The organism is Micromonospora qiuiae, from assembly GCF_016863555.1.
Taxonomy (GTDB): domain Bacteria; phylum Actinomycetota; class Actinomycetes; order Mycobacteriales; family Micromonosporaceae; genus Micromonospora; species Micromonospora qiuiae.
On sequence record NZ_BOPC01000002.1, the window covers coordinates 1 to 25,401 of the forward strand.

Here is a 25,401-nt window from a genome sequence, read left to right on the forward strand (position 1 = left end):
ACCGCGGCGATCATGCACTTTTCGTCGGGGTGAAAGCCACAAAACGTGCATCTCAGCGACCAAAAGTGCAAGATCGCGCAGGCATGGCACGGGGCGGGCATGGCACAGCCCCGGGCACAGCCCGTTCGCTGCGGCCCGGGGCTGAGTGGAAAGCGTCAGGCGGACTTGTCGCCCGGCTTGTCCTCGAGGTCCGCGGAGCCTGCCGAGGTGGTCGGTTTGTGCGCCTCCTCGGTCGGGGTGGTCGGCGTCTTCTCCCGGCCGGCCTCGGACGCGGGTTCACCCGCCGGGTCACCGTCGAGCAGCGCGGTCAACGCCGCCCCGGTGATCCGCCGGAACGTACGCCCCACCCGGTTGCGGTCCAGTACCGCCACCTCCAACTGGTTGGCGGCGATCGTCCGGGCGGCACCACCCTCGCCACCGACACTGCTCAACGCCTGCACCGCCACCTTCACCGCCTCGCCGAGCGACATGTCCGGTCGGTGGTTCGACTTCAGCACCCCGGAGATCGCATCGGCCTGCCCGCCCATCGCCATCCGGCCCGGCTCGTCGGTCACCGAACCGTCGTAGGTGTTCCGGTAAAGGGAGTCCTCATCGGGAGTGGCACCCACCTCAGCCACGCAGATCTCCACCTCGAACGGCTTCGACTGCTCGGTGAAGATGGCGCCGAGAGTCTGCGCGTACGCGTTGGCCAGCGCCAAGCCCGTGACGTCCCGGCGGTCGTAACTCAGGCCGTTCAGATCGGCCATCCGCACGCCGGCCCGGCGCAGGTTCTCGAACTCGTTGTACTTGCCGACCGCGGCGAACCCGATCCGGTCGTAAATCTCACTGACCTTGTGCAGAGCGCTGGAAAGATTCTCCGCGACGAAGAGGACCCCGCCGGCATAACTCAGGACCACCGCGCTACGCCCCCGGGCGATGCCCTTACGGGCCAGCTCGGAACGGTCGCGCATGATCTGTTCGGGCGAGGCGTAGAACTGCATGGCCACGACGGCGGCTCTCCTTCAGGCGCTGTGCTGGGCAACTGCGGGATCAGTACGGGCGGGCGGCTCAGCCGCCCGGATTCTCCATGCGGCCGGCGACCACGCTCTCGCCGATCGCCGCCGTCTCCGCGTCGGTCAGCCGGTACGTCCCCTCCGCCGTCGCGGTCATCACCACCGGGAAGATCCGCCGACTCAGGTCGGGTCCACCGGTCGCGGTGTCGTCGTCGGCCGCGTCGTAGAGCGCCTCCACCGCCAGCCGTACCGCGTCGTCCACCGAAAGCCCGGCGCGGAACCGCTTCTTCAGCGCCGACTTGGCGAACAGCGAACCCGAACCGATCGCGTCGTAGCCGGTCTCCTCGTACGGGCCACCCGTCACGTCGAAGCTGAAGATCCGCCCGGCCCGCGCCGGGTCCTTCGCGGCAAGGTCGAAGCCGGCGAACAGCGGGATCACGGCCAACCCCTGCATCGCCGCACCCAGGTTGCCACGGATCATCGAGGCGAGCCGGTTGGCCTTGCCGTCGAGCGAGAGCATCGCGCCCTCGATCTTCTCGTAGTGCTCCAGCTCCACCTGGAACAGCCGCATCAGCTCGATGCCGACGCCGGCGGTGCCGGCAATGCCCACCAGCGAGTACGCGTCGGCCGGGTGCACTTTCTCGATGTCCCGCTGGGCGATCAGGTTGCCCATGGTCGCCCGCCGGTCGCCGGCCATCACCACGCCACCGGCGGCGGCGATGGCCACGATCGTGGTGGCGTGCGGGGCCAGGTCGGCGGCCATGCCCGGCGGCAGCGGCCGACGGCCGGGCAGCAACTCGGGGGCCACCTTGCTCAAGAACGAGGTGAAGGAGGACGTCCCCGCGTTGGTGAACACATCTGGTAGACGCCCGGATGGATCAAAACCCGCTGCCACGTGGTTCCTCTCAGGTACGTGATGGCCCGGGCCAGCCTCGTCGGACTGTCACGGAACTGGCCAAGACCACCGTTGCAGTTGAAGCAGAGTATCCCGCGCACCCACCCGGTGCGATGATCGTGGTCCACATGTTCCGGATCGGGGTCACCGCAGACCGCGCAGACTCCACCCTGCTCGGCCAGCAGCTCATCGACCTCTTTCTGCCCGATGCCGTACCACTGCCGCAGGTGGTACTCGCGGTTACCGCCATAGAGCCGCTGCTTCGTCTCCCGCGTCCGAGTGTTGTGGCAGGGCTGGCAGTAGGTCGCGTAGCCCGAACTGTCGGCGCGGTTGCGGGGAAACTCGGCCAGCGGTTTGACGCTGCCACAGTCCGCACAGAATCGGTGCCCGTCAGCCACCTCTCTCGCTGGCTTCACCTCCCGGCCGTGCTGAAGCTTCACTCCCCGCAGTCACGGCAGCGCCGCCGACCATCCCCGCCATCCCGCAAGTCCGCTATGTCCGATTTGACCCGGTATGGTCACTGACCTCCCTTTTGCACGTATCCTCTCACGAATTCTTCTGCATTTTCCTCGAGGACGGAGTCGATCTCGTCGAGCAGGTCGTCGACGTCCTCGGTGATCTCGGCGTGCCGCTCGGCGACCTCCGGATTCGCCTCGACGGTGACGTCCTCGACCTCTTCGCCCTGGCGGGACTTGCCCGACTGCGACTGACCGCCGCTGTCACGAGTGGCCACTGCTGCCTCCTCCACGATCTCCCTACGATGAACTTACCTCGCGGCAACGACGAAACGCCCGCCGCGCGCCGGTACGGAAGCCGGCGCGCAGGCGACATCCATCCACCCGATGATCGATCGCTCAGCCGCCGGTCAGAGTCTCCAGCAGGTCCTTGGCGCTCTCGCAGCGGTCGAACAGCGCCCCGACGTGCCGCTTGGTGCCGCGTTCGGGCTCCATCATCGGCACCCGCACCAGCGACTCCCGCCCCACATCGAAGATGACCGAGTCCCAACTGGCGGCAACCACCTCGGAGGCGAACTGCGCCAGGCAGCGGCCCCGGAAGTAGGCCCGGGTGTCCTCCGGCGGATCGGTCATCGCCGTGCGGCTCTCCTCGTCGGTCAGCAGCGTCTTCATCGACCCACGGGAGACCAACCGGTGGTAGAGCCCCTTCTCCGGCCGCACGTCGGAATACTGGAGGTCGACCAGCTGGAGCTTGTGCGAGCCCCAGCCGAGCTTCTCCCGCTCCCGGTAGCCCTCCAGCACACGCAGCTTGGCCACCCAGTCCAGCTCGTCGGCGCAGAGCATGGGATCGCGCCCGAGCCGGTCCAGCACGGCCTCCCACCGGTCCAGCACGTCGGCGGTCTGCTCGTCGACGTCGCTGCCGTAGCGGTCGTCGACGAACGCGCGCACCCGCTCCAGGTACGCCCACTGCACGTCCAGCGCGGTCAGTCGGCGCCCGTCGCGCAGCCGCATCCGGTGCGTCAGGGACGGGTCGTGGCTGACCGCGCGCAGCTCCCCGACCGGGTCGGCGATGCCGAGGTCGGGGCCGAGTGCCTTTTCCTCGATCATGGTGAGGATCAGCGCGGTGGTGCCCACCTTCAGGTAGGTGGAGATCTCCGAAAGGTTGGCGTCGCCGATGATGACGTGCAGTCGGCGGTACTTGTCCGCGTCGGCGTGCGGCTCGTCGCGAGTGTTGATGATCGGCCGCTTGAGGGTGGTCTCCAGGCCGACCTCGACCTCGAAGAAGTCGGCGCGCTGGGAGATCTGGAAGCCGCTCTGGCCGCCGTCCTGGCCGATGCCGACCCGTCCGGCACCGCAGACGATCTGCCGGGTCACGAAGAACGGCGTCAGGTACGCGACGATGTCGGCGAACGGCGTCTGCCGGCGCATCAGGTAGTTCTCGTGAGCGCCGTAGCTGGCGCCCTTGTTGTCGGTGTTGTTCTTGTAGAGCTGGATCGGCGCGGTACCGGGAATGGTCGCGGCCCGACGCGCCGCCTCCGCCATCACCCGCTCCCCCGCCTTGTCCCAGCGGACGACGTCACGCGGGTTGGTCACCTCGGGTGTGGAGTACTCGGGGTGGGCGTGGTCGACATAGAGCCGCGCCCCGTTGGTGAGGATGACATTGGCCAGGCCGAGGTCCTCGTCGACGAGCGCCTCGGCCGGGTCGTACGCGGCGCCGGAGTAGGTGAAGCCCCGCGCGTCGCGCAGCGGGGACTCCTCCTCGTAGTCCCAGCGGGCCCGGCCGCCCCGGTTGAGTTCCGGGCGGGCGCCGTAGGCGTTCACCACCTGGGACGAGGTGACCATCGGATTGGCACCGGCTTGACCGGGCACGGAGATGCCGTACTCGACCTCGGTGCCCATGATCCGTCTTACGCTCATCGACCTACCCGCTTCGTTTGCCCGACCGGTCCCCGTCACGTCGAGCGTAGTCCGCGCTGGGGCGAGCGGGGGCGTGGCGGGCCCGGCGCGGGTCGCCCCGGTCGTCGCGGGGTTGCTCGGTGCGTAGGCGGAAGGGCCCGTGACGGGATGCGTCACGGGCCCTTCCGGCGCGTCGGTCAGAGGTACTGGCCGGTGTTGCTGGCGGTCTCGATGGAGCGACCGGCCTCGGCGCCCTTGCCGCCGGAGACGAGCGTGCGGATGTAGACGATCCGCTCGCCCTTCTTGCCGGAGATGCGGGCCCAGTCGTCGGGGTTGGTGGTGTTGGGCAGGTCCTCGTTCTCGCGGAACTCGTCGACGCAGGCGTCGAGCAGGTGCTGTAGGCGCAGCCCTTTGCGGCCGGAGGTGAGGAATTCCTTGATGGCCATCTTCTTGCCCCGGTCGACGATGTTCTGGATCATCGCGCCGGAGTTGAAGTCCTTGAAGTAGAGGACTTCCTTGTCACCGTTGGCGTAGGTGACCTCCAGGAAGCGGTTCTCCTCGGTCTCCGAGTACATCCGCAGGACCACCGCGTCGATCATTGCGGCGACGGTGGCCTGGGCGTCGCCGCCGTGCTCGGTCAGGTCGTCGGCGTGCAGCGGCAGCCCGGGAAGGATGTACTTGGAGAAGATGTCCTTGGCCGCCTCGGCGTCCGGGCGCTCGATCTTGATTTTCACGTCGAGCCGGCCGGGGCGCAGGATCGCGGGGTCGATCATGTCCTCCCGGTTGGAGGCGCCGATGACGATGACGTTCTCCAGCCCTTCCACGCCGTCGATTTCGCTGAGGAGCTGCGGCACGATGGTGTTCTCCACATCGGAGGAGACACCGGAGCCACGGGTGCGGAAGACGGAGTCCATCTCGTCGAAGAAGACGATGACGGGGGTGCCCTCTCCGGCCTTCTCGCGGGCTCGCTGGAAGATCAGCCGGATGTGCCGCTCGGTCTCGCCGACGTACTTGTTGAGCAGCTCGGGGCCTTTGATGTTGAGGAAGAAGCTGGTGTGCTTCTCCTCGCCCCGCCGCTCGGCGATCTTCTTGGCCAGCGAGTTGGCGACCGCTTTGGCGATCAGCGTCTTGCCGCAGCCGGGCGGGCCGTAGAGCAGGATCCCCTTGGGCGGGCGCAGTTGGTGCTCCCGGAACAGGTCGGCGTGCAGGAACGGGAGTTCGACCGCGTCCCGGATCTGCTCGATCTGGGCGTGGAGGCCGCCGATGTCGGTGTAGTCGACGTCCGGCACCTCCTCCAGGACCAGTTCCTCGACCTCGCTCTTCGGGATCCGCTCGTACGCGTACGCCGATCGCGGTTCGATCATGAGCGAGTCGCCGGCCCGGATCGAACTGTCGATCAGGGTCTCGGCCAGGTGCACGATCCGCTCTTCGTCGGAGTGCGAGACCACCAACGCCCGGTCGCCCGGAGCGCCGTCGGGGCCCGCCAGCACCTCCTTGAGCATGACCACCTCGCCGACCCGCTCGTAGCCGAACGCGTCGACGATGTTGAGCGCGTCGTTGAGCAGGACCTCCTGGCCGCGCCGGAGCTCACCCGCGTCGAGCGAGGGTGAGACGGCCACGCGCAGCTTCCGTCCGCCGGTGAAGACGTCGACCGTGCCGTCGTCGTGCCGGGCCAGGAAGATGCCGTAGCCACTCGGTGGCTGGGCGAGACGATCGATTTCCTCTTTGAGCGTCACGATCTGCGCGCGAGCCTCTTTGAGGGTGCTCACGAGCCGTTCGTTGTTCTCGGTCAGGCGCGCCAACTGCGCTTGGGTGGCGGCCAGCCGCTCCTCGAGCTGCCGCACGTGTCGGGGGCTTTCGGTCAACTTGCGCCGCACCAGAGCGAGTTCCTCTTGAAGGAACGCGACCTGCGTGGAGAGATCGTGGGCCTCCTTCTCCCACCGTGCGGCGCGCGAGTCCGCGTCGTCGCTGCGTGCCACGTCCCACCTCCCCGGGGGGCTTGAACGTTCTGACCTAACACTAGCCGCTATGAGGCCGATTCGGTCCTCCGCAACGCGCCCGTCACCGAAGCTTGATCGCCAGGGTGGGTTGGCGGGCGGGTACGGGCATTCGGGTACCGTCGGGGGGTGGGACGGGAGAACATGGGGGGTGCACCGGTGGCCGAGGTCGCGACCGATCAGCTGCAGGTCTGGGTGGACCAGGACCTCTGCACGGGCGACGGGCTCTGCGTGCAGTACGCGCCGGAGGTCTTCGAGTTCGACGTCGACGGCCTGGCGTACGTCAAGGGTCCCGACGGCGAGCTGCGGCAGGCACCGGGGCAGCGGGTGGAGGTGCCGGAGCACCTGCGCCTCGAGGTGATCGACTCGGCGAAGGAGTGCCCGGGCGAGTGCATCCACGTGGTGCGGGGCAGCGACGGCGTCGAGGTGGCCGGGCCGGACGCCGAGGACTGACCGCCGGGAAGCTCAGAGCAGCGGGCGGCCGACCACGGAGGCGACCAGCCGGGCGAACTCCTCCAGCCGGGCGATCTGGCCGGCGCCACCGTCGTCGAGGGTCTTGCCGAACCGCAACGCGTCGTGCCGCGGCGCGCCGACGACCTCCTCGCCGGGCGGGGTCTCGTCGAGCGAGGTCAGCAGCAGGTAGACGTCGATGCTGTCGACCCGGATCTCGCCGTTGTCGTGGCGGAACAGCCGGCGGCGGCAGCCGACCTCGGTGATCGAGGAGACCGGCACCACCCGTAGCGAGGAGGTCATCGAGCCGGGCGGCCCCTCTGACGCCGGCACGTCCTCGCCGTGCCACAGCACCAGCCGGCTGCCGTCGCAGACGACGACCTCCTGCCACACCCCGTTGACCTCGTTGACGAAGCGTTCCAGGGTGAAGCCGAGCACCGACGCCCCGCGCAGCACGCCACCGAGCGCCTCCAGGGCGACGTCCGGGTCCCGCAGGTAGGCCCGCGCCGCCGATTCTAGGTCGGTGTAGGGCGACCAGTCGGGAAAGACCGCGGGCAGGTCACCGCCGCCGAATCCGGGACGGCTCATGCGGTGACCCCTGAGCACCGCCGACCCGCCCGAAGGATCAGCCCGTTCACGACCAGCTGTCCCCTTCCGCCGTCACGGCCTGTCCGCCTCCTGGGCACCGTCGCCCGTCGCCTGCTGCCGGGCCGCCTCCGCCTCGCGTAGCGCCTGCCGGCGTTGTGCGTACGCCTCGGTGCCCTTGCTGGGCTTGCGTCGGCGCGGCGGGGCGGTGACTCCCGGTGCGAGCTTACGCGCGGAGACGAGGAAGGCGGTGTGGGCGACCATCCGATGATCGGGTCGGACGGCCAGCCCTTCGGCGTGCCAGTCCCGCACCAGCGACTCCCAGGCCCGCGGCTCGGTCCAGCCGCCACGCTCCCGCAGCGCCTCGACCAGCTCGGACAGCTGCGGGGTGGTGGCCACGTAGCCAATGAACACGCCGCCGGGCAGCAGGGCCCGCTCGACCATGTCGAGGTTCTCCCACGGGGTCAGCATGTCCAGGATGATCCGGTCGAAACCCGTCTCCGTGCACTGGGCGACGTCGCCCACGTGCAGTCGCCATGCCGGATGCGGTCCGTTGAAGAACGCCTCGACGTTGCGCCGGGCGATCTGGGCGAAGTCCTCGCGCAGCTCGTAGGAGTGCAGTTCACCGCCGGTGCCCACCGCGCGCAGCAGCGAGCAGCTCAGCGCGCCGGAGCCGGCGCCGGCCTCCAGCACCTTGGCGCCGGGGAAGATGTCGCCCATGGTGACGATCTGCGCCGCGTCCTTGGGGTAGATCACCTGGGCGCCGCGGGGCATCGAGAGCACGTAGTCCGACAGCAGCGGGCGCAGCGCCAGGAACGGGGTGCCGCCGCCGGAGGTGGTGACGACGCTGCCGTCGGGCAGGCCGATCAGCGCGTCGTGCTCGAGGATGCCCCGGTGGGTGTGGAACGCCTTGCCCGCCTGGAGGGTGACCGTGTGCATCCGTCCCTTGGGGTCGGTCAGCTGCACCCGGTCGCCGGGCCGGAACGGCCCGCGGCGTACGGCGGGCAGCTCCGGTGTCTCGTTGGGCGAAGCGGTGCCCGGGGCGGCCGAGGTCGAGTGGGTAACGGTCACGTGTTCATCTTCCGGTGAGGTTCGAGCAGTTGCGCCAGATCCGCGATGTGCAGAATGCCGATCACATCTTCGCCTGCCGTCACGAGGTACTGCGCGACCGGGTGGGCCTGCACGGATTCCAGCACCTGTTCTCCGCTGGTGGCCACCGGGATCGTCGGCAGGTCGGTGACGGAGCGGGCAACCGTGTCGACGGAGAGCCAGGGCCGCCGGGCCGGCGGTACGGCCGCCACGGCGGCCGGGTCGACGACGGCCACCGGGCGGCCGGCCGAATCGGTCACCAGCAGCGCGACGGTGTGGCCGGCGGCCGCCTCCGCCTCGGCACCCCGGCGCTGCGCTTCGGCCAGCGGGGTGCCGGTGGGCACGGCGAGGGCCGGGCGGGCCAGTCGGGCCAGGTCGACCAGCGGAAGCCGACGGGTGATCCGGGACAGTCTGATCGACTGTCCGGCGCCGTGCCAGAGGGTGAGCGCGACCAGCGCCATCAGCGGCAGCGCCAGCAGGCTCAGCGCGTCGATCGCGTAGAGCACGGTGACCGCCAGCGCGGTGCCGACCGCGAGGATGCGGCCCGCCCAGCCGGCCACCTCGGTGGCCCGGTGCCGGTCCCGGGTGAGCGCCCACAGCACGGCGCGCAGCGCCCGCCCGCCGTCCAGCGGCAGCCCGGGCAGGCTGTTGAACAGCGCGACGATGATGTTGCTCGCCGCCAGTTGGAAGGCGAGTTGGTCGGCCACGGTGCGGTCGGGCAGGGCCAGCATCGCGCCGACCGCGGCCACGCCGAGCACCGCGGAGACCGCCGGGCCGGCCAACGAGACCAGCAGGTCCACCCGAGGTGTGGGTGCGTCCCGGTCCATCTCGGTGTACCCGCCGAGCAGTTCCAGGGTGATGCCCCGTACGCCGATGCCGAAGTGCCGGGCGGTGAGGGCGTGGCCGAGTTCGTGGGCCAGCACCGAGCCGAGCAGCGAGACGACGAAGCCGGCGCCGACCAGGTAGCCGCCGGCCGCGGGCAGTTGCAACCGCTGGCCGGCCAGTTCGCCGTAGAGCACGATGATCAGCAGGGCGAGCAGCAGGATCGAGGCGTTCAGGTACAGCGGCACCCCGAAGACGCGACCTACCCGTAGGTTGGGGCGGCGGGCCGGCCGCGGTCGACTGCTGCGTTCCATCGGGCTGATGCTACGCGGCGGGAGATCACGTACCGGTGCGGCGGCGGTCGTGCTGTCACACCGGTGCCCTACGCTTCGGGGCATGACGGCGGATCCGGTGATCGTTGGGCAGGCTCCGACTCCGACTGAGCTACCGGCGACGGTGCGGGCTTCGCTGTCGCCGTCGCGGGCCGCGGATTTCAAGACCTGTCCGCTGCTCTACCGGTTCCGCAGCATCGACCGCCTGCCCGAGCGTCCCACCGTCGAACAGGTGCGCGGCACGCTGGTGCACGCCGTGCTGGAGCGGCTGTTCGACCTGCCGCCGGCCGGGCGCACCCCGGCGGCAGCCGCTGACCTGGTCGCCCCGCAGTGGGAGCGGCTGGTCACCGAGCAGCCGGAGCTGGCCGGGTTGTTCGAGGCGGGCGGGTCGGTCGACGTGGCCGAGTTCCTGCGCTCGGCGGCGGCGCTGCTGGAGGGCTACTTCGCGGTGGAGGATCCGCGCCGGCTGGAGCCCGCCGAGCGGGAGAGCCTGATTTCGGCTGTGGTCGACGACGAGTTGCTGATCCGGGGCTACCTCGATCGGCTCGACGTCGCCCCGGACGGCGCGCTGCGGGTGGTGGACTACAAGACCGGCGGGGCGCCTCGGGAGGCGTTCGAAGCCCGGGCGCTGTTCCAGCTGAAGTTCTATGCGCTGGTGCTGTGGCGCACCCGTGGGGTGGTGCCCCGGGTGCTGCGCCTGCTCTATCTGCGCGACGCCGAGGTGTGCGACTACACCCCGGACGCCGAGGAGCTGGTGCGCTTCGAGCGCACGGTGGTGGCGTTGTGGCGGGCGATCGAGCAGGCGACCGCCGCGCGGGATTTCCGGCCTCGGCCGAGCCGGCTCTGCGACTGGTGCAGCCATCAGGCGCACTGTCCCAGCTACGGCGGCACCCCGCCGCCCTTCCCCGAGCAGGTGCCGGCGCCGCGCGACGCGCGGTCCCGCCCGACTCAGCCGGGCGCCGACGAGTAGCACCTCCTCCCCAGGGAGGAGAGCCGACTCACCTCGCAAGACGATCTTTCCCGGCTGGGGACGGCTAGCGTCGTGACGTGGGTACGGAGCTGAGGGAGTGGCTGCGCCGACGTCCGCTGGCCGGTGACGTGCTGCTGGCCGTCGGGCTGGTCCTGGGTGAGGTCGTGTTCACCCTGCTGACCCCGAGGGAGTTCTGGCCCCGGCCACTGTCGGCGGCGCTGGGCTGGAGCCTGCTCTGCGCGGCGCCGGCCGTGCTGCGTCGGGTGGCGCCGTGGACCGCCGTGCTGGCCGCGCTGGCGACCCTGGTCCTGCCCGTCGCGCTGCAGGTGACGCCGGCAACGCAAGGTCTCACTTTCATCGCGCTCACCTACACGATGGCCGCGTACCGTCCGGTGCGTCCGGCGCTGCTGGCCGCGGTGCTGCTGTGGGTGCCGGTGGCGGCGGCCAGCACGCTGGCGGGGGCCGAGGACCTGCCGCAGATCAGCGCGGCCTACCTGGTGGCGAACAACCTGCTGGTGGGGATCGTGTCGTTCTCGGTGGGCCGTACGGTGCACGCGCGGCGGTCCTCGACCCAGGCGCTGCGGGAGCGGGCCCGGGTCGCCGAGGCTAACCAGCGTGCCCTGGCCGAGCAGGCGGTCGCCGACGAGCGGCGGCGCATCGCCCGGGAGCTGCACGACGTGGTGGCGCACCATGTCAGCGTGATGGGGGTGCTCGCCACCGGCGTGCGGCGGGTGCTGCGCCGGGACCCGGACGCCGCCGACGAGGCGATCGGCACCATCGAGGAGACCAGTCGGGCGACCTTGCGTGAGCTGCGCCGGCTGCTCGACGTGCTGCGCACCGAGGCTGAGCCGGCCGCCGAGCTGGCGCCGCAGCCGGGCATCGCCGGCATCGAGGCGCTGGCCGAACAGGTGCGCGAGGCCGGGCTGCCGGTGACGCTGTCCGTGGCGGGCACTCCCGGTCCGTTGGAGGAGGGCGAGGCGCTGACCGTGTACCGGATCGTGCAGGAGGCGTTGACCAACGCGCTCAAGCATGCCGGCACGGCCACCGCGCAGGTGCGGCTCAGCTTCGCCGACGACGCCGTCGAGGTCGAGGTCACCGACACCGGCCGGGGCCCGTTGCCCGACACCGACCGGGTCGGGCACGGCCTGGTCGGGATGCGGGAGCGGGTCGGGCTTTACGGTGGTGTCCTGCGGACCGGTCCGCGAGCCGGTGGCGGTTACCGGGTGTACGCGCGGGTTCCGATCGAGCCGCTGGCCGAGTGAGCGGGTTCGCGAGACGTGGAGGATCAGATGGCCGACCGGACGGCGCCGACGCGGCCCGTACGCATCCTGCTCGTCGACGATCAGCCGCTGTTGCGTACCGGATTCCGGATGGTGCTCGGCGCCGAGCCGGATCTGGACATCGTGGCCGAGGCCGGCGACGGGGTGGAGGCGGTGGAGCTGTCCCGCCGGCTGCTGCCGGACGTGGTGCTGATGGACATCCGGATGCCCCGGATGGACGGGGTGAGCGCCACCCGCGCCATCGTCGACGCGCGGCTGCCGGTGCGGGTGCTCATCCTGACCACCTTCGACCTGGACGAGTACGTGGTGGGGGCGTTGCGGGCCGGGGCGAGTGGTTTCCTGGCCAAGGACGTGCCGGCCGAGGACCTGGTCACGGCGATCCGCACGGTGGCCGGGGGCGACGCGGTGGTGGCCCCGCGGATCCTGCGCCGGCTGCTGGACCGTTTCGCCGACGCGCTGCCCGACCCGGCGACGTCGCCACCGAAGGCGCTGAGCACGCTGACCGACCGTGAGCGTGAGGTGCTGGTGCAGGTCGCCCGAGGGCTGTCCAACGCCGAGATCGCGCGGGCGCTGTCGGTGAGCGAGACCACGATCAAGACCCACGTCGGGCACGTGCTTACCAAGCTCGGGTTGCGGGACCGGGTGCAGGCGGTGGTGTTGGCGTACGAGACGGGTCTGGTCCGCCCGGGCGCATGACGGGACGTTGCCTCCATCACCTACCGTGACGACCAGCCGCGTAATGCGGTTGACCCTCCAGTGACGGGAGGGTGCAACATCCTGTCGTCGGCCGGTGACGTGGCCGGCGTTGGTCGGGGACAACCCTGACTTTGCGTGGGGGGTACCCGCAGCCGGAAATCCGCCTCGGCTCCGCCCGGAGTCGGACGGAGCCGCCTCCGGCGGAACAGATGATGGGACTCGTGCCGGACCAAACGGGGGCGGCGCGATTCGACAGCGACGGAGAGGTTTACAACGTGACCGCTACGACAGGCCAGTCGGCATCGGCCGCAGCCCGCGCGAGCGACGTTTGGAAGGTGTACGGCAGCGGCGAGGCGCAGGTCATCGCGTTGCGGGGGGTGAGCGCCGAGTTCGAGCGCGGACGGTTCACCGCGATCATGGGCCCGTCCGGGTCCGGCAAGTCGACGCTGATGCACTGTTTGGCCGGGCTGGACACGGTGACCCGGGGGACGGTGCAGGTCGGCGACACCACGGTCACCGGTCTCGGTGACGCGGGCCTGACGAAGCTGCGCCGCGACAAGGTCGGCTTCATCTTCCAGCAGTTCAATCTGCTGCCGACCCTGACGGCCAAGGAGAACATCCTGCTGCCGCTGTCGATCGCCGGGCGCAAGCCGGACCCGGCCTGGTACGACATCGTGATCGACACGGTGGGGCTGCGGGACCGGCTGGGCCACCGGCCGGCGCAGCTCTCCGGCGGCCAGCAGCAGCGGGTGGCGTGCGCCCGGGCGCTGGTGGCCCGCCCCGAGGTGATCTTCGCCGACGAGCCGACCGGCAACCTGGACTCGCGCTCCGGCGCGGAGGTGCTGAACTTCCTGCGTAACTCGGTGCGGCAGCACAGCCAGACGATCGTCATGGTGACCCACGACCCGACGGCGGCCGCGTACGCCGACCGGGTGGTCTTCCTCGCCGACGGGCAGATCGTCTCCGAGCTGATCGAGCCGACCGCCGAGACGGTGCTGGACACGATGAAGAAGCTGGACACTCCCGCCGAGGTGGCCGGCTGATGTTCCGGGCGACACTGAAAAGCCTGCTGGCCCGCAAGGTCCGGCTGATCCTGTCCGGCCTGGCCGTGGTGCTCGGCGTCATGTTCGTCTCCGGCGCCTTCGTCCTCACCGACACCCTGGGCCGCACCTTCGACCAGATCTTCGCCGAGGCGTACGAGGACGTCGACGTCAACGTGGCCGCGAAGCCGAAGCTCGCGGTCAACGAGATGGAGGGCGAGCAGGTCCAGACGCCCTTCCCGGCGACCATGGTGGAGACGGTTCGGGCGGTGCCCGGGGTGGCCGAGGCCACCGGCGTGGTGGCCGCCGACGGCGCCCGCCTGATCGGTAGCAACGGCAAGGTGGTCGGCTCCTTCGGGCCGCCGCAGCTCGGCGGCAACTGGCTCGGCGAGAGCGACCTGCTGCAGTTGCGCGAGGGCCGGGAACCTCAGGCCGACGACGAAATCGTGATCAACAAGGGTCTGGCGACCGCCGGCAAGGTCTCCGTCGGTGACCGGGTGGGCGTGCTCACCCTGGGGCCGCGGCAGGACTTCACCATCGTCGGTGTGTTCGGCTACAGCGGCGACCGGGACTCCATAGGCGGCGCCAACGAGGTGATGTTCACCACGCCGACCGCTCAGCGGCTGATGCTCGGTGAACCAGACGTCTTCAACAGCATCGTGGTGACCGCCGCGTCGGGCGTCTCCGACGAGTCGCTGCGCGATGCGGTGGCCGCCGCGGTCGGCGACGACTACGTGGTCAAGACCGGTGAGCAGCTCTCCGCCGACGCCGCCGCCGGGCTGAAGGAGGCGCTGTCCTTCTTCAACCGGATCCTGCTCGGCTTCGCCGCGGTGGCGTTGCTGGTCGGCACGTTCCTGATCCTGAACACTTTCTCGATCATCGTGGCGCAGCGCACCCGGGAACTGGCGTTGCTGCGGGCCGTCGGCGCCAGCGGCAAGCAGGTCATCGGCTCGGTGGTGCTGGAGGCGATCGCGATCGGCCTGATCGCCTCGGTGCTCGGCCTGGCCGCCGGCATCGGGATCGGGGCCCTGCTGGCGTACCTGTTCAGCACCGTCGCCGGTGGCATGAGCCTGGCCGGGGTGGGCGTACCCGCGTCGGCGGTGATCGGCGCGTTCGGTGTCGGCCTGGTGATCACCATCCTGGCGGCGCTGCTGCCGGCGCTGCGCGCCGCGCGGATCCCTCCGATCGCGGCGATGCAGGACGTGGCCACCCCGGACCGGCCGCTGACCAAGGTGACCGTCGCCGGCGCGTTGGTGACGGCGGTCGGCGCCACCTTGCTCTTCCTCGGTCTGGGCGGGCACGCGGGTGGCAACACCCTGGCCACCATCCTCGGCGGCGTGCTGTTCTCGTTCATCGGCGTGGCCCTGCTGACGCCGCTGATCAGCAAGCCGGTGGTGGCGGCGCTCGGCGCGGTCTTCTCCGGCTGGGTGCCGGGCAAGCTGGGACGGCTGAACTCCGGGCGTAACCCGCGCCGGACGGCGATCACCGCCGCCGCGCTGATGGTCGGCATCGCGCTGGTCACCGGCATCACGGTGATCCTGGACTCGACCAAGAGCAGCATCAGCGGCCTGGCCCGGGACACCGTGAAGGCCGAACTGGTGATCTCCGGGGTGCAGACCGGTCCCCGTCCGCCGACGTTCGACCCGGCGGTGCTGGCCGAGGCGAAGAAGATCCCCGGGGTCCGGATCGCCGACGGCCTCTACGGAGACATGGCGATGGTCGGCGACGAGCGCACCTACGTCGGGGCCGTGACGGAACCGTCCGCGCTGCGCCAGGTCTACAGTCTGACCTCCACCGCCGGTGACATCGACCGGCTGGGAGCGGGCCAGATGCTGGTCAGCGCGAACACCGCGCAGGCGCGCGGACTGTCGGTCGGCTCGACCGCGCCGGTGCAGCTGGCCCGGGGCGAGGTGGCCACCTACACGGTGACCGGCATCTTCGAGGACTCGCCGCTGTTCACCGGCGTGCAGATGGTGCTGCCGACCGAGGCCGCCCGCAACTTCACCATCCCGCAGCCCATCCAGGGCTTCGTCCAACTGGAGGCGGGCACCCCGGTCGCCGACGTGCAGCCGCGTGTCGAGGCGCTGCTGGCGGACAGCCCCGAGGTGTCGGTGGTCGACCTGAACGCCTTCATCGAGCAGCAGAGCGGACAGCTCGACAGTCTGCTCACGATGATCCGCATCCTGCTGGCGCTGGCCATCGTGATCGCCGTACTCGGCATCGTCAACACGCTGGCCCTGTCGGTGCTGGAGCGGACCCGCGAGTTGGGCCTGCTGCGCGCCATCGGTCTGCGCCGGTCGCAGACCATGGGCATGATCACCGTGGAAGCGGTGGTGATCTCGGTGTTCGGCGCGCTGCTCGGCGTGGTCGTCGGCGCCGGACTCGGCGCCGCGGTGGTCGAGGCCCTGCGGGACGAGGGCATCAACAAGCTGGTGCTGCCCTGGGGCCAGATGGGCGTCTTCCTCGGCCTCGCCGCGCTGATCGGCGTGGTCGCCGCGCTCGTGCCGGCCATCCGCGCCGCCCGCATCAACGTCCTGGGCGCCATCGCCCACGACTGAGATGTAAGTGTGCAAGGAAGGGCCCCCTTTTAACGCCTGGCGTAGTAAAGGGGGCCCTTCTTAACACTTCACCCGGTGGGTGCGGGAACGACGCTCACCCGGTGGGTGTGGGAACGACAATCACCTGGTGGGTGTGGGACGCAGCAGCCCGGCCAGCAGGTCCAGGTCGGCGGCGAGCAGGCTCTCCAGTTGGTGCACGCCGTCGCGGGGCGTGAGCGGCACCTCCGCCGGTACGGCCAGCACCGCCGCCCCGGCCGCGACCGCGCTGGCCACCCCGGTCGGTGAGTCCTCGATCGCGACGCACCGGTCGATCGGCACCCCGAGCAGTCGCGCGGCCGTGAGGTAGGGCTCCGGATGCGGCTTGGCCGAGTCGACCTCGTCGCCGCAGACCACCACGTCGAAGCTGTCCCGGCCCAACGTGTCCAGGGCGATCTCAACCAGTGCCCGGCCGCTGGAGGTGACCAGGGCGGTCGGAATCCGCGCCTGCCGGACCGCACGGAGCAGCGCCAGCGCCCCCGGGCGCCACCGCAACCCGCCGCGGAACAGCTCCAGAATCCGGGCGTTGACCCAGGCGGCGCTGATGTCCGGGTCGCGGTGCGGCTGCCCGATGTCGTCGTGCAGGATGCGCATCGACTCGGCCATGGCGGTGCCGACGATCGCGCGGCGGGCGGCGGCGGAAAGGGTGCCGCCGTACGTCTGCGCTAGTTCGACCAACGCGACGTCCCAGAGCCGTTCGCTGTCGACCAGGGTGCCGTCCATGTCGAAGAGCACGGCGGCGGGGTGGTGGCTGGACACCGGATCCTCCTCGGCTTCACCCTAAACGGGCGATCATGCCAGTCGCCCCGGAAGCCGCGCCGCGCGGTGCCGGCCCCAGTGACCTCCGTCAACTCAGGCCGCAGGCCGCCAGCGACCGTTCGTAGCCGCGGAAGAACGCCTCGGCCCGCTGCTCCGGGGTGCCGTGCGAGCCCTCGGCGAACCACGGCTGGCCCGGGTCGTCGCCGACGGCCAGCAACCCCTCGTTGAACTCCTCGAGGTCACCGTCGTCGAGAGTGAGCCGCCCGGCGCGTACCGAGTCGCCGAGGTACGCCCCGGCCATGCAGTCGGCCTGCAACTCCTGCTGGACGGTGAAGTTGTAGCGGATGCCGAGCCGGGTCTGGATGCCGTGGGCGTACTCGTGCCCGAGCAGATAGAACACGAACGCGTCGCCGATCTGCCGGAACGCCCCGAAGGACCAGTTGATGTCGTACGCGATGAAGTCGCTGACGGTGCAGTAGACCGCGTTGTTGCGAGGCACCTCCTGCCCGCCGCAGGAGACCTCGCCGTCGCGCTGGTACGGGATGACCCGCCGAATCGGGCGGAAGGACTGCCCGGAGGACTCGAACTGCTCGGCCCAGTACCGTTCCGCGAGCCGCTGGGCGTCGGCCATGTCCTGCCGGAACTCCTCGACGGTGTCGGTGCCGTCGGCCCGGATCACCTCGCCGGTCGGCGACGCGGGCTGCCGGGGCTCGGTCGGGGTCGCCGGGCCTCCCACCGGCTCGACCATGCAGGCAGCCGCCGCCACCAACGCCACCGCCAGGCCGGCGAGCCTTCCCCGACGTCGCCCTCGCGCACCTGCCGCCACCGCGTCCTCCCACCTTGGCGATGCCGGAACCAGTACCCCAACGGTACGGCCGCCACGCCCGTCGCCGTCTGATACGCCGCACCACCCCGACCGGTTCAGGCGTACGCGCCGACCCGTCCCCGGCGAACGCCGCAGCGGGCCTCCGGCTGCGCGGCACCCGCGCGCGCACGGTGATGCCGACGTACGAGCCGGCGCATCACGCCGATCCCAGACGCTCGGCGTGTTCAGGGCCGCGGACAGCGCCGCGTACACCTCGGCCTGCGACTGTCCGGCCGCCATCGGATTCGGAAACGGAGTCTTCCTACGTTCGGCGCCTTGTTTGTAAGTGGTTACTACTGTAAAGCTGCGGTGGTGACGATCCAACGCAGTACCGCCCCACGGCGACGTGCAGACGCGGTCGACATCGGCATGCAGGTCTTCGCGGACCACGGCCTGACGACCGCGTCCGTGCAGCAGGTGGCCGACCGGATGGGCGTGTCCCAGCCGTACGTCTTCCGGTTGTTCGGCAGTAAGCGCGCCTTCTTCCTGGCCTGTCTCGACGAGTTGGAGGCCCGCATCCTGCGGGCGATGCGGCAGGCAGCCGCCGGCCACGCGGCGGACCCGCTGCCGGCGATACGCGCCGACTTCCGGGCCATGATCGCCGACGGCGTCGTCACCGGCCTGTGGTTGCAGGCATGCGCGGCGGCACGCGCCGACGAAGTGGTCGCGGCGCGCTGCCGGGCCCTGCTCGGCGGCATTCTGCACGAGGCCGAACGCCTCTCCGGAGCCGGAGCGCAGCAGCTGCGCGGCACGCTGGCGCTCGGCGCGCTCGTGGTGATGTTGCAGGCGCTCGGCGTCGATCTGACCAACGGCAGCCAGGCCGCCATCGACCTGCTGCGGGCGGGTGCGGCGACGGCGGAAGGTGCCGCCACCCCCGGCGTCCGCGCCACCGGAGAGGAGTGACCGATGGATGTCTTCGGACAGGTGGCCGACCTGTACGAGAGCACCCGGCCCGGCTATCCGCCGGACATCGCCGACGCGATCGTCGCCTACCACGGCGGCCCGCCCGCATCGGTTGTCGAGATCGGCGCCGGCACGGGCAAGGGCACCGAGGTGCTCGCCCGCATCGGCGCACCGTTGACGTGCGTCGAGCCGGACCCACGGCTGGCCGCCCGGCTGGCCAGCCGCTTCCCCGCCGCCCGCGTCGACGCCGTCACCTTCGAACAGTGGTCCCCGCCCGTCGGCGGGGTCGGCCTGCTGGCCTGCGCGATGGCCTGGCACTGGCTGGACCCGGCCACCCGCAACACCCGCGCCCGGCGAGCCCTCGCACCGGCCGGCACCCTGGCGATCTTCGGGCACCGCTACGACTACGCCGACCCTGATCAGGACGCCGCGATCCAGGCCGCGCTGCACAGCGTCGACCCGAGCGTCCGGGAACGGCCCGCGGACTGGTTCCACCAGGACGTCCTCACCCACGGCGAGTTCACCGACGTACGCAAGCAGGTGTTCCGGCGCGCCCTGCCGCTGGACAAGCAGCGCTACCTCGCCCTGATCCGCACCTTCGGCCCGTACCTCACCCGGCCGCCGGAGCAGCAACAGCATGGCCTGGCCGCGCTGAGCCGGCTGGTCGACGACTTCGGCGGCACCGTCGTGCTCGACCTGCGCACCACGCTGGTGCTCGGAAGACCGGGACGGCCGAAGCATGCTCGGTGACCGCTGGGGCGTGACCGAGCGCGAGACCTTGCGCCGCTACCCCTGCGACGACCTCGTCGTCTCGCCCACCCTGCAGGCGTGGCGAGGGGTGCGGGTGGACGCCCCTGCCGCAGCGGTGTGGCCGTGGGTGGCCCAGGTGCGGCTGGCGCCGTACTCCTACGACTGGGTCGACAACCTCGGACGCCGCTCGCCCCGACGGCTGCTGAACCTTCCCGAGCCGCGAGTCGGGGAGCCGTTCACCACCGCCGGCGGACGACAGCGGGGCCGGATCGTCTCGGTCGAGCCCGGCACACAGCTCACCGCCGAGATCATGGGTGCTTTCATGTCGTACGTCCTGGTGCCACAGGAGGACGCCACGACCCGCCTGCTGCTCAAGGTCGTCATGCGGACGAACCGCTGGCTCGCCGTCGGGATCTGCGTCGCTGACCTGGTCATGGCCCGACGGCAACTGCTGAACTTCAAACACCTCGCCGAGCCCAACTCAGCCACTCCGCACGGGCCAGCCGCGTGAGTCAGCGGTGGCCGTGTCGCTCACATGGGCGGCATAGTCTGCGATGCCATCCGTCTGCGACGTCGCAGCGTCAGCGCGCCCGCCGCCCCGGTCAGCGCCCCGCTCCGAAGGCAAGGATCTTCGTGTCCTGGACGCCTGCATTCTGCAACATCTTTTTGTTCGGCATCCACAGGCCGCCGCCCGACATTGCCGTCGAGCCTCCGAAGTAGGCGCCCTTTTCCACCACCAGGGCTCGAAGACCTCTTCGCGCGGCGGTGATGGCACCTGTAGTTGAACAACATCACTTATTGCATTGAACTGTGGCGCTGAATTTCACCAAGACGCCGAACACCCCGCCCCACCATTGTCGTCCCTGAAGGAGTGGTGCCGTGTCAAACTGGTCGGCTGGGGAGTCTGCGACCCGTTTAACCTGTTTTCCGGCTCCGTCGGAAGGAAGTGGTTCTGTAGCGCAGTTCGTGCTGTTTAACGAACCGGAGCACACGACGACCGCCGCGCGGCGTCAGTTGCTGGACTTCCTGGCCGCGTTCGCCGTGGGACTGGCGGCCGGCGACGCGTAGTGAGAGGTCTAAGTGATCGATCCGAAACGATCATTAAGGCAAGCTCGGCGGGCTGCACTCACAGCATGCGCGGGCCACCTTCCATGCCGAAGAACCAGTGCCGGTCAGGCACGGGCACCGGCGGAAGTCGATCCTGGATCAAACATTCGATCGACTCGGCAAGGTCGGCGGTGTTGGCGGGCTGGGCGTCCCGCCCGAGGAGCGCCGCGGCGTCGATCACCAGGAGCGCGGTGGCAAGCTCTGCCATCGCGCGCCATCCACAATGACGTCGAAATGTCACCGGCTGCGACGACAGTAGACACGACAAATCCTCAATATTACTGGCGACATACAGGCGACATAACGCTATAGATGACGGCCATGGCTGTCCCGAACACCGCCCTGCGTGCCGTCCGTATCGGAATGCGCATGAGCCAGGACGACTTCGCTCGCGCGCTCCAGGCCGCAGGCCACCGCGTCGGCGAGCCCAACGACGCCAACAAGAGACTCGTCCAGCGATGGGAGTCCGGCGCAATCGCCGCACCCCGCCCCGTCTACGCCCGCGCGCTGGAGGTCGTCACCGGCCTACCCATCTCGCTGCTCGGCTTCGCCGCAGTGCCCGGCGGCCATGTCGCCGACGACCAGCACGGTGGCCACGACCTGGCATCTCCCATGTCCAACCTGGCCACACCAACGCCAACACCCGGGCCAGCCACGGCCCGCAAGTCATACGAAAGCGTATGGCTCAGCCGTTACCAGTACTACTCCAGCGGTCGGGAGGACTCCTTCGCCGGGCAGCACTTCGTGGTCGTGCTTCAGCACGGCGACCGACTGACCGCGCGCAGCCTGCCTGGCTCGAAGGACATGGACGTGAACACCGGCCCGTGGGAATTCGTCTTTCGCGATGCCTCGACGTCCAAGGCGACGCTCGACCGGTACAACACGTTGGCGGAGTAGCACGAGGTTCGCGGGACGAGGCGACCTCTCGGGTGCCGGTGCGTCCCCGACTGCCGGTAGCGGCGCCATCGTTGAGGGCTGGTTGACGACTTGACCGTGTCATGTGCCCCCTGTGTGCCCCGCTAGCGTGTCATTCGCAGACCTCACCGGCCCAGTGCCCACTCAAGCCGGCGGCAACACGAGATCACTTGCCGTGCAGAACGGGTCACCCGTCGCGCCCCAGATCGCCGTTTCGCCGTAATGGCGGTGTCCCGACCCGATCGGACACCGCCATACCGACGAAACGGAGTCGATCAAGGCGGGCGTCACTTGGCGTTGAAGTAGCTGGCTTCGGGGTGGTGGACGATGATGGCGTCGGTGGCCTGCTCCGGCATGAGCTGGAACTCCTCGGAGAGTTGCACGCCGATCCGCTCGGCGCCGAGCAGTTCCACGATCTTCGCCCGGTCCTCCAGCTCGGGGCAGGCCGGGTAGCCGAACGCGTACCGGCAGCCGCGGTAGTCGGTGCGCAGCAGGCCGGCCAGGTCCGCCGGGTCGTCGTCGGCGACGGTACGGCCGTCGGGCAGAGTCAACTCGGCCCGGACGCGCTTGTGCCAGTACTCGGCGAGGGCCTCGGTGAGCTGCACGGAGAGCCCGTGCACCTCCAGGTAGTCGCGGTACTCGTTAGCGGCGAACAGCTTGGCCGCGTACTCGCTGACCGGCTGGCCCACGGTGACCAGCTGCAACGCGACCACGTCCAGCTCGTCGCCTCGGGGGCGGAAGAAGTCGGCCAGGCAGAGCCGCCGCTCCTGGCGCTGCCGGGGGAAGGTGAACCGGGCTCGCTCGGCGTGCCCGTTCTCGTCCAGCACCACCAGGTCGTTGCCCTCGGAGTACGCCGGGAAGTAGCCGTACACCACGGCCGCCTCCAGCACCTGGTCGGCGATCAGCCGGTCCAGCCAGTAGCGCAGCCGGGGCCGGCCCTCGGTCTCCACCAGTTCCTCGTACGACGGGCCCTTGCCGCCGCGCGCACCCCGCAGCCCCCACTGGCCCATGAAGGTGGCCCGCTCGTCCAGCAGCGCCGCGTAGTCGGCCAGCGGCACACCCTTGACCACCCGGGACCCGTAGAACGGTGCCGCCGGCACCGGCACGTCGGCGGCGACGGCGGAGCGCACCGAGGTGTCATGCAGGTCCGGCAGGGACTCGGCGACCACGGCCCGCTGCCGTTCCCGGCGGGCCCGCCGGGCCGCCAGGGCCACCTCCCGCTCCGGGTCGATCACCGGCGCGCCGCCGCGCTTGGCCGTCATCACCCGGTCCATCAGGGACAGCCCCTCGAAGGCGTCGCGGGCGTAGTGCACCTGGCCGGGGAACATCGACCGCAGGTCGTCCTCGACGTACGACCGGGTCAGCGCCGCACCGCCGAGCAGGACCGGCCAGCGCTCCGCGACCCCGCGCGCAGCCATCTCGGCCAGGTTCTCCTTCATCACCACCGTGCTCTTGACCAGCAGGCCCGACATGCCGATGGCGTCGGCGCGGTGCTGCTCCGCGGCGTCGAGGATGGCGGAAATCGGCTGCTTGATGCCGATGTTGACGACCTCGTAGCCGTTGTTGGACAGGATGATGTCGACCAGGTTCTTGCCGATGTCGTGCACGTCGCCCTTGACCGTGGCGAGCACGATGCGGCCCTTGCCCTCGTCGTCGTCGGCCTTCTCCATGTGCGGTTCGAGGTACGCCACCGCGGTCTTCATCACCTCGGCGGACTGCAGCACGAACGGCAACTGCATCTGCCCGGAGCCGAACAGCTCGCCGACGACCTTCATCCCGTCCAGCAGGATGTCGTTGATGATGGCCAGCGGGGCCGTGCCGGCGGCCATCGCCGCGTCCAGGTCGGCCTCCAGGCCGTTGCGTTCGCCGTCGATGATCCGCCGCTTGAGCCGCTCGTTCAGCGGCAGGGCGGCCAACTCCTCGGCCCGGGTCGCCCGCGCCGAGGCCGCGTCGACTCCCTCGAAGAGCTCGATGAAGCGCTGCACCGGGTCGTAGCCGTCGCGACGGCGGTCGTAGATCAGGTCGAGAGCGACCTCGCGCTGCTCGTCGGGGATCTTCGACATCGGCAGGATCTTGCTGGCGTGCACGATCGCCGAGGTGAGCCCGGCCTGCACGCACTCGTGCAGGAAGACCGAGTTGAGCACCTGCCGGGCGGCCGGGTTGAGCCCGAAGGAGACGTTCGAGATGCCCAGGGTGAAGTTCACCCCGGGCCAGCGGCGGGCGATCTCCCGGATCGCCTCGATCGTCTCGATGCCGTCGCGGCGGGTCTCCTCCTGGCCGGTGGCGATCGGGAAGGTCAGCGCGTCGATGAGGATGTCGGAGCGGCGCATCCCCCACCGTCCGGTGAGGTCGGCGATCAGCCGCTCGGCGATTCGTACCTTCCACTCCTTCGTGCGGGCCTGGCCCTCCTCGTCGATGAGCAGCGCCACCACGGCGGCGCCGTGCTCGGCGACCACCGGCATCACCCGCGCGTACCGCGACCCGGGGCCGTCGCCGTCCTCGAAGTTCACCGAGTTGACCACGCACCGGCCGCCGAGCATCTCCAGCCCCGCCTCGATCACCGCCGGCTCGGTCGAGTCGAGCATGATCGGCAGAGTGGAGGCGGTGGCGAAGCGCGCCGCCAGCTCGCGCATGTCGGTGGTGCCGTCGCGGCCCACGTAGTCGACGCAGAGGTCCAGCAGGTGCGAGCCGTCGCGGGCCTGGCTGCGGGCGATCTCCACGCAGGCCTGCCAGTCGGCGGCGAGCATCGCCTCCCGGAACGCCTTGGAGCCGTTGGCGTTGGTCCGCTCCCCCACCATCAGCACGCTGGCGTCCTGGGCGAACGGCACGTGGTGGTAGATCGAGGAGACACCCGGCTCGGTGCGCGGCTCGCGCGGGCCCGGCGCAGCGCCGCCCAGCCGTTCGGCGAGCACCCGGATGTGCTCTGGGGTGCTGCCGCAGCAGCCGCCGATCAGGGACACGCCGTACTCGGTGACGAAGCGCTCCATAGCGTCGGCCAGCTCCACCGGGGTCAGCGGGTAGACCGCGCCGTCGGCGGTGAGCTGCGGCAGGCCGGCGTTGGGCATCACCGACAGCGGCACCCGGGCGTGCTGGGAGAGGTAGCGCAGATGCTCGCTCATCTCGGCCGGACCGGTGGCGCAGTTCAGGCCGATGAGGTCGACGCCGAGCGGCTCGATCGCGGTCAACGCCGCGCCGATCTCGCTGCCGAGCAGCATGGTGCCGGTGGTCTCCACGGTGACGTGGCAGATCAGCGGCACCATGCGGTCCAACTCCGCCATGGCCCGGCGCGAGCCGATCACGGCAGCCTTGAGCTGGAGCAGATCCTGGCAGGTCTCCACGATCAGGGCGTCCGCGCCGCCCTCGATCAGGCCGGCGGCGTTCTCCTGGTACGCGTCCCGCAGCGTCGCGTAGGCGGTGTGGCCGAGGGTGGGCAGTTTCGTGCCGGGGCCGATCGAGCCGAGGACGAAGCGGGGGCGTTCGGGCGTGGCGTACGCGTCGGCCGCCTCCCGGGCGATCCGGGCCCCAGCGGCGGAGAGTTCCCGGATCCGGTGCTGGATGTCGTACTCGCCGAGGTTGGCCAGGTTTGCGCCGAAGGTGTTGGTCTCGACGCAGTCCGCGCCGGCGTCGAGGTACGCCTCGTGCACGCCCCGCACCACGTCCGGGCGGGTGACGTTGAGGATCTCGTTGCAGCCGTCGAGGCCGTCGAAGTCGTCCAGTGTCAGGTCGGCGGCCTGGAGCATTGTCCCCATCGCCCCGTCGGCGATGAGGATCCGGTCTGCCAGCGCATCGAGCAACGAAGTCCGCACGTACCTCAGGCTAGTCCGCGCGGCGGCGCCGCGATCCCCGGTGCCGCACCGTCCCACATCATGCCACCGGCGGGCAGGCTGTCCAGCTTTGCGGCGCTATGCCGGTTGACGGCGGCGGTCCGGGTCCGGCAGCCGGGTCGTCGACGCGTGCGCCGGTCGTAATCCGGCGCGGCCAACGGGCCACCTTTTCGCGCGGCACGTAG

General features: G+C 70.3%; 25 protein-coding genes. 11 read left to right on the forward strand and 14 right to left on the reverse strand.

Annotated elements, in window-relative coordinates; genetic code table 11:
- Window positions 1-155: 155 nt before the first annotated feature.
- From prcA to arc, 6 genes are all read right to left on the reverse strand, one after another.
- A complete protein-coding gene (gene prcA / locus Vqi01_RS00205; protein ID WP_204031763.1) occupies window positions 156-986 on the reverse strand; it encodes a proteasome subunit alpha in 831 nt (276 codons plus the stop codon).
- Between the two features lie 61 nt (window positions 987-1,047).
- Window positions 1,048-1,887, reverse strand: coding sequence for a proteasome subunit beta (gene prcB / locus Vqi01_RS00210; RefSeq protein ID WP_204031765.1), 840 nt, complete (start codon window positions 1,885-1,887; stop codon window positions 1,048-1,050).
- Complete coding sequence (locus tag Vqi01_RS00215) at window positions 1,806-2,303, reverse strand: endonuclease VII domain-containing protein (protein ID WP_239098080.1); 498 nt, start codon at window positions 2,301-2,303, stop codon at window positions 1,806-1,808. Before Vqi01_RS00215 ends, prcB begins: the two co-directional genes overlap by 82 nt.
- A 101-nt stretch (window positions 2,304-2,404) precedes the next feature.
- On the reverse strand, window positions 2,405-2,620 hold the full coding sequence (locus Vqi01_RS00220) for a ubiquitin-like protein Pup (RefSeq protein ID WP_013734319.1): 216 nt from the start codon (window positions 2,618-2,620) through the stop codon (window positions 2,405-2,407).
- A gap of 121 nt (window positions 2,621-2,741) precedes the next feature.
- The gene (gene dop / locus Vqi01_RS00225; protein ID WP_372444280.1) at window positions 2,742-4,259 is read right to left on the reverse strand and encodes a depupylase/deamidase Dop; all 1,518 of its coding nucleotides are present in this window, start codon (window positions 4,257-4,259) and stop codon (window positions 2,742-2,744) included.
- Between the two features lie 176 nt (window positions 4,260-4,435).
- Window positions 4,436-6,217: a proteasome ATPase gene (arc, locus tag Vqi01_RS00230; RefSeq protein ID WP_204031768.1), complete on the reverse strand. Its 1,782-nt coding sequence runs from the start codon at window positions 6,215-6,217 to the stop codon at window positions 4,436-4,438.
- Window positions 6,218-6,394: 177 nt separating this feature from the next.
- Here arc and Vqi01_RS00235 point away from each other — a divergent pair, with 177 nt between their 5' ends.
- A complete protein-coding gene (locus Vqi01_RS00235; protein WP_204031956.1) occupies window positions 6,395-6,688 on the forward strand; it encodes a ferredoxin in 294 nt (97 codons plus the stop codon).
- 12 nt (window positions 6,689-6,700) lie between these two features.
- On the opposite strand, the gene Vqi01_RS00240 is transcribed toward Vqi01_RS00235, so the two are convergent.
- The 3 genes from Vqi01_RS00240 to Vqi01_RS00250 all read right to left on the reverse strand — a co-directional run bounded on the left by Vqi01_RS00240 (window position 6,701) and on the right by Vqi01_RS00250 (window position 9,495).
- The gene (locus tag Vqi01_RS00240) at window positions 6,701-7,273 is read right to left on the reverse strand and encodes a hypothetical protein (protein ID WP_204031770.1); all 573 of its coding nucleotides are present in this window, start codon (window positions 7,271-7,273) and stop codon (window positions 6,701-6,703) included.
- A gap of 72 nt (window positions 7,274-7,345) precedes the next feature.
- A complete protein-coding gene (locus Vqi01_RS00245; RefSeq protein ID WP_372444281.1) occupies window positions 7,346-8,341 on the reverse strand; it encodes a tRNA (adenine-N1)-methyltransferase in 996 nt (331 codons plus the stop codon).
- Window positions 8,338-9,495, reverse strand: coding sequence for a site-2 protease family protein (locus Vqi01_RS00250; RefSeq protein ID WP_204031772.1), 1,158 nt, complete (start codon window positions 9,493-9,495; stop codon window positions 8,338-8,340). Before Vqi01_RS00250 ends, Vqi01_RS00245 begins: the two co-directional genes overlap by 4 nt.
- A gap of 82 nt (window positions 9,496-9,577) precedes the next feature.
- On the opposite strand from Vqi01_RS00250, the gene Vqi01_RS00255 reads away from it, so the two are divergent.
- From Vqi01_RS00255 to Vqi01_RS00275, 5 genes are all read left to right on the forward strand, one after another.
- Complete coding sequence (locus Vqi01_RS00255) at window positions 9,578-10,483, forward strand: RecB family exonuclease (protein WP_204031774.1); 906 nt, start codon at window positions 9,578-9,580, stop codon at window positions 10,481-10,483.
- Between the two features lie 77 nt (window positions 10,484-10,560).
- Window positions 10,561-11,745 carry a sensor histidine kinase gene (locus Vqi01_RS00260; protein WP_204031776.1) on the forward strand — a complete coding sequence of 395 codons (1,185 nt, stop codon included), beginning with the start codon at window positions 10,561-10,563 and terminating at the stop codon, window positions 11,743-11,745.
- A 27-nt stretch (window positions 11,746-11,772) separates the two neighbouring features.
- The gene (locus Vqi01_RS00265) at window positions 11,773-12,459 is read left to right on the forward strand and encodes a response regulator (RefSeq protein WP_204031777.1); all 687 of its coding nucleotides are present in this window, start codon (window positions 11,773-11,775) and stop codon (window positions 12,457-12,459) included.
- Between the two features lie 275 nt (window positions 12,460-12,734).
- Entirely contained in the window at window positions 12,735-13,502 is a 768-nt protein-coding gene (locus Vqi01_RS00270; RefSeq protein ID WP_204031779.1) for an ABC transporter ATP-binding protein, read from the forward strand.
- Window positions 13,502-16,057, forward strand: coding sequence for an ABC transporter permease (locus Vqi01_RS00275; protein WP_204031781.1), 2,556 nt, complete (start codon window positions 13,502-13,504; stop codon window positions 16,055-16,057). The genes Vqi01_RS00270 and Vqi01_RS00275 overlap by 1 nt, the downstream gene beginning before the upstream one ends.
- Before the next feature lie 120 nt (window positions 16,058-16,177).
- Here Vqi01_RS00275 and Vqi01_RS00280 read toward each other — a convergent pair whose 3' ends face one another.
- Window positions 16,178-16,828 carry an HAD family hydrolase gene (locus Vqi01_RS00280; protein WP_204031960.1) on the reverse strand — a complete coding sequence of 217 codons (651 nt, stop codon included), beginning with the start codon at window positions 16,826-16,828 and terminating at the stop codon, window positions 16,178-16,180.
- A 112-nt stretch (window positions 16,829-16,940) separates the two neighbouring features.
- Window positions 16,941-17,678, reverse strand: coding sequence for a neutral zinc metallopeptidase (locus Vqi01_RS00285; protein ID WP_204031782.1), 738 nt, complete (start codon window positions 17,676-17,678; stop codon window positions 16,941-16,943).
- A 351-nt stretch (window positions 17,679-18,029) separates the two neighbouring features.
- On the opposite strand from Vqi01_RS00285, the gene Vqi01_RS00290 reads away from it, so the two are divergent.
- Genes Vqi01_RS00290 through Vqi01_RS00300 form a run of 3 tightly spaced genes read left to right on the forward strand, consistent with a single transcriptional unit; the run spans window position 18,030 to window position 19,881 of the window.
- On the forward strand, window positions 18,030-18,620 hold the full coding sequence (locus Vqi01_RS00290; RefSeq protein WP_204031784.1) for a TetR/AcrR family transcriptional regulator: 591 nt from the start codon (window positions 18,030-18,032) through the stop codon (window positions 18,618-18,620).
- A 3-nt stretch (window positions 18,621-18,623) separates the two neighbouring features.
- A complete protein-coding gene (locus Vqi01_RS00295; protein ID WP_204031786.1) occupies window positions 18,624-19,370 on the forward strand; it encodes a class I SAM-dependent methyltransferase in 747 nt (248 codons plus the stop codon).
- Window positions 19,371-19,380: 10 nt separating this feature from the next.
- Window positions 19,381-19,881, forward strand: a complete 501-nt coding sequence (locus tag Vqi01_RS00300; protein WP_239098081.1) for a polyketide cyclase — start codon at window positions 19,381-19,383, stop codon at window positions 19,879-19,881.
- Between the two features lie 91 nt (window positions 19,882-19,972).
- On the opposite strand, the gene Vqi01_RS00305 is transcribed toward Vqi01_RS00300, so the two are convergent.
- Window positions 19,973-20,140 carry an FAD-binding protein gene (locus tag Vqi01_RS00305; protein WP_204031962.1) on the reverse strand — a complete coding sequence of 56 codons (168 nt, stop codon included), beginning with the start codon at window positions 20,138-20,140 and terminating at the stop codon, window positions 19,973-19,975.
- A 109-nt stretch (window positions 20,141-20,249) separates the two neighbouring features.
- Between Vqi01_RS00305 and Vqi01_RS00310 the strand changes: the two genes are divergently transcribed.
- Window positions 20,250-20,438, forward strand: a complete 189-nt coding sequence (locus Vqi01_RS00310; protein ID WP_204031789.1) for a hypothetical protein — start codon at window positions 20,250-20,252, stop codon at window positions 20,436-20,438.
- A 58-nt stretch (window positions 20,439-20,496) separates the two neighbouring features.
- Here the strand turns inward: Vqi01_RS00310 and Vqi01_RS00315 are convergent, their stop codons facing one another.
- Window positions 20,497-20,685, reverse strand: a complete 189-nt coding sequence (locus tag Vqi01_RS00315; RefSeq protein WP_204031973.1) for a hypothetical protein — start codon at window positions 20,683-20,685, stop codon at window positions 20,497-20,499.
- Between the two features lie 104 nt (window positions 20,686-20,789).
- Here Vqi01_RS00315 and Vqi01_RS00320 point away from each other — a divergent pair, with 104 nt between their 5' ends.
- On the forward strand, window positions 20,790-21,374 hold the full coding sequence (locus Vqi01_RS00320) for a helix-turn-helix domain-containing protein (RefSeq protein ID WP_204031791.1): 585 nt from the start codon (window positions 20,790-20,792) through the stop codon (window positions 21,372-21,374).
- Between the two features lie 305 nt (window positions 21,375-21,679).
- Here Vqi01_RS00320 and metH read toward each other — a convergent pair whose 3' ends face one another.
- Window positions 21,680-25,198 (reverse strand): methionine synthase, encoded by a 3,519-nt coding sequence (gene metH, locus Vqi01_RS00325; RefSeq protein ID WP_204031793.1) that lies wholly within the window; start codon window positions 25,196-25,198, stop codon window positions 21,680-21,682.
- Window positions 25,199-25,401: the final 203 nt, after the last annotated feature.

Excerpts from the sequence above, each read along its gene's own strand:
- dop (WP_372444280.1), bottom strand. The coding sequence starts at position 4,259 with ATGAGCGTAAGACGGATCATGGGCACCGAGGTCGAGTACGGCATCTCC.
- Vqi01_RS00240 (WP_204031770.1), bottom strand. The coding sequence starts at position 7,273 with ATGAGCCGTCCCGGATTCGGCGGCGGTGACCTGCCCGCGGTCTTTCCC.
- Vqi01_RS00250 (WP_204031772.1), bottom strand. The coding sequence starts at position 9,495 with ATGGAACGCAGCAGTCGACCGCGGCCGGCCCGCCGCCCCAACCTACGG.
- Vqi01_RS00255 (WP_204031774.1), top strand. The coding sequence starts at position 9,578 with ATGACGGCGGATCCGGTGATCGTTGGGCAGGCTCCGACTCCGACTGAG.
- Vqi01_RS00265 (WP_204031777.1), top strand. The coding sequence starts at position 11,773 with ATGGCCGACCGGACGGCGCCGACGCGGCCCGTACGCATCCTGCTCGTC.
- Vqi01_RS00275 (WP_204031781.1), top strand. The coding sequence starts at position 13,502 with ATGTTCCGGGCGACACTGAAAAGCCTGCTGGCCCGCAAGGTCCGGCTG.
- Vqi01_RS00295 (WP_204031786.1), top strand. The coding sequence starts at position 18,624 with ATGGATGTCTTCGGACAGGTGGCCGACCTGTACGAGAGCACCCGGCCC.
- Vqi01_RS00315 (WP_204031973.1), bottom strand. The coding sequence starts at position 20,685 with ATGGCAGAGCTTGCCACCGCGCTCCTGGTGATCGACGCCGCGGCGCTC.
- Vqi01_RS00320 (WP_204031791.1), top strand. The coding sequence starts at position 20,790 with ATGACGGCCATGGCTGTCCCGAACACCGCCCTGCGTGCCGTCCGTATC.